This window comes from Rubrivirga sp., assembly GCF_049648075.1.
In the GTDB taxonomy this organism is placed as follows: domain Bacteria; phylum Bacteroidota; class Rhodothermia; order Rhodothermales; family Rubricoccaceae; genus Rubrivirga.
On the sequence record NZ_JBARYR010000682.1, the window covers coordinates 1 to 1824 of the forward strand.

Consider the following 1824-nt stretch of genomic DNA (forward strand, 5'->3'; position numbering starts at 1 on the left):
CCGGTCAAGCCCCAGACCGCCGGCGGGGCTTCCCTGAGAAGGGGGCCGAGTCCGAACGACGAGGGGCGCTCGCCGTCACACACCGGCCCTTTCCCCGCCCCCATGTCTCCCACGACGCTCAGCCGCCAGCTCCGCACCGCCCGCACCCCCGACCTCGAACGCCGCCGCAAGGTCGTGGCCTTGTCCAACGTCGGCGCGCTGGCCGGCATCGTCGTGTCGCTGTACCAGACCGGCGTGATCTCGCACCTGCCGGACCTGCCGGGCAAGATTTGGAACGCCGACAAGGTCGACGCATCGGACTACGCCTACAAACGCGCCCGGACGCCCGACGCATTGATGATGACCGTCAGCTACGGGATCACCGCGTGGCTAGCTGGGGCCGGCGGGAAAGATCGGGCCGAGCGGCTCCCGTGGCTCCCGGTCGCGCTCGCCGGGAAGGTCGTCGGGGACGCGTTCTTCGCGCTCAAGCTCGGCAAGGAGGAGTGGAGCACCAACAAGGCGCTGTGCTGGTACTGCCAGGGCGCGACGCTCGCCTCGCTGGCGTCGGTCCCATTGGTGCTCCCCGAGGCGGCCAAGGGGCTCCGACGCCTACTCGGCCGGTAGCGCGGCGAGCGCGGCGGCCTCGAGGTCGTCGGGATCGGCCCTGCTCGCGCTCCGTTGAATGGGTCCCTTTCCTCTCCCCCTTCCCATGTCCGTCTCCCTCAAACCCGTCTCCGAGCAAACGCTCGTCATCACCGGCGCCACGTCCGGCATCGGCCTGGCGACTGCCCTCGAGGCCGCCGACCGCGGCGCGAACCTGCTCCTGATCGCCCGCTCGCCGGACCGCTTGGAGGACGCCGCCCAGCGATGCCGCGACCGCGGCGCCAAGGTGGAGACGCTAGCCGCGGACGTCGCGGACCAAGCCGTCTTGGAGATGGCTCACGAGAAAGCGCACGAGGCCTTCGGCGGGTTCGACACCTGGGTCAACAACGCGGGCGCTTCGGTCTACGGCCTCCTGGTCGACGTCCCACTCGACGACGCGCGGCAGGTGTTCGAGACCAACTACTGGGGCACCGTCCACGGCAGCCTGGTCGCGGCTCGGCACTTCAAGGAGGCCGGTACGTCGGGTGCTATCGTCAACGTCGGCTCGGTCCTGAGCGACCGGGCGTTCCCCCTCCAGGGGCACTACTCGGCCACGAAGCACGCGATCAAGGGGTTCACGGACGCGCTTCGGATGGAGCTCGACAAGGAGGATGTGCCCGTCAGCGTAACGCTCATCAAGCCCAACGCGACCGACACGCCGTACCCCGAGCACGCGGCCAACTACATGGACCAAGAGCCAGTCATCCCGTCGCCCGCGTACGCGCCCGAGACCGTCGCCCGTGCGATTTTGTCAGCCGCCGAGAAGCCCGCGCGCGACGTGACCGTCGGCGCCAAGGATGGTGTGATGGCCGCGCTCGGGATGGTCGCGCCGGGGCTGGTGGACAAGATCTCGGTCCCGGCCTTTTTTGAGCAGCAAAAGTCGGGCACGCCAGCCACGGGCAACCCCAAGGGCAACCTCTACGAGCCGCCCTCGAACACCGGCACCACACGCGGCAACCTCGATGGGCGCGTGTTCGAGCACAGCATCTGGAGCCAGATGCAGCAGAAGCCGCTCCTCTCGCTCGGGGCCGCGGCGCTCGTCGGAGCCGCGATCGCCATGGCCGGCCGCGACTAGCGCGGCAACCGGACCCGCACACCGACCTCGAGGGCGGACGTGCGGGCCGTCTCGGCGCTGAGCGCGGCACGCCCGCCCAGTCCCACGCCGAGCCCGCCGACGACTGCCACGTCGAGGCCGACGCTCGC

2 protein-coding genes are annotated in these 1824 nt (G+C 70.2%); both read left to right on the forward strand.

Going from position 1 to position 1824, the window contains the following annotated elements; all coding sequences use genetic code 11:
* The first annotated feature begins 102 nt into the window (after positions 1-102).
* On the forward strand, positions 103-603 hold the full coding sequence (locus WBA11_RS18195) for a vitamin K epoxide reductase family protein (protein ID WP_424522052.1): 501 nt from the start codon (positions 103-105) through the stop codon (positions 601-603).
* A gap of 85 nt (positions 604-688) precedes the next feature.
* Complete coding sequence (locus WBA11_RS18200; RefSeq protein ID WP_424522053.1) at positions 689-1696, forward strand: SDR family oxidoreductase; 1008 nt, start codon at positions 689-691, stop codon at positions 1694-1696.
* Positions 1697-1824 lie beyond the last annotated feature (128 nt).

What these genes read in the sequence shown, in the direction of transcription:
- WBA11_RS18195 (WP_424522052.1), top strand. Translation starts at nt 103, where the DNA reads ATGTCTCCCACGACGCTCAGCCGCCAGCTCCGCACCGCCCGCACCCCC.
- WBA11_RS18200 (WP_424522053.1), top strand. Translation starts at nt 689, where the DNA reads ATGTCCGTCTCCCTCAAACCCGTCTCCGAGCAAACGCTCGTCATCACC.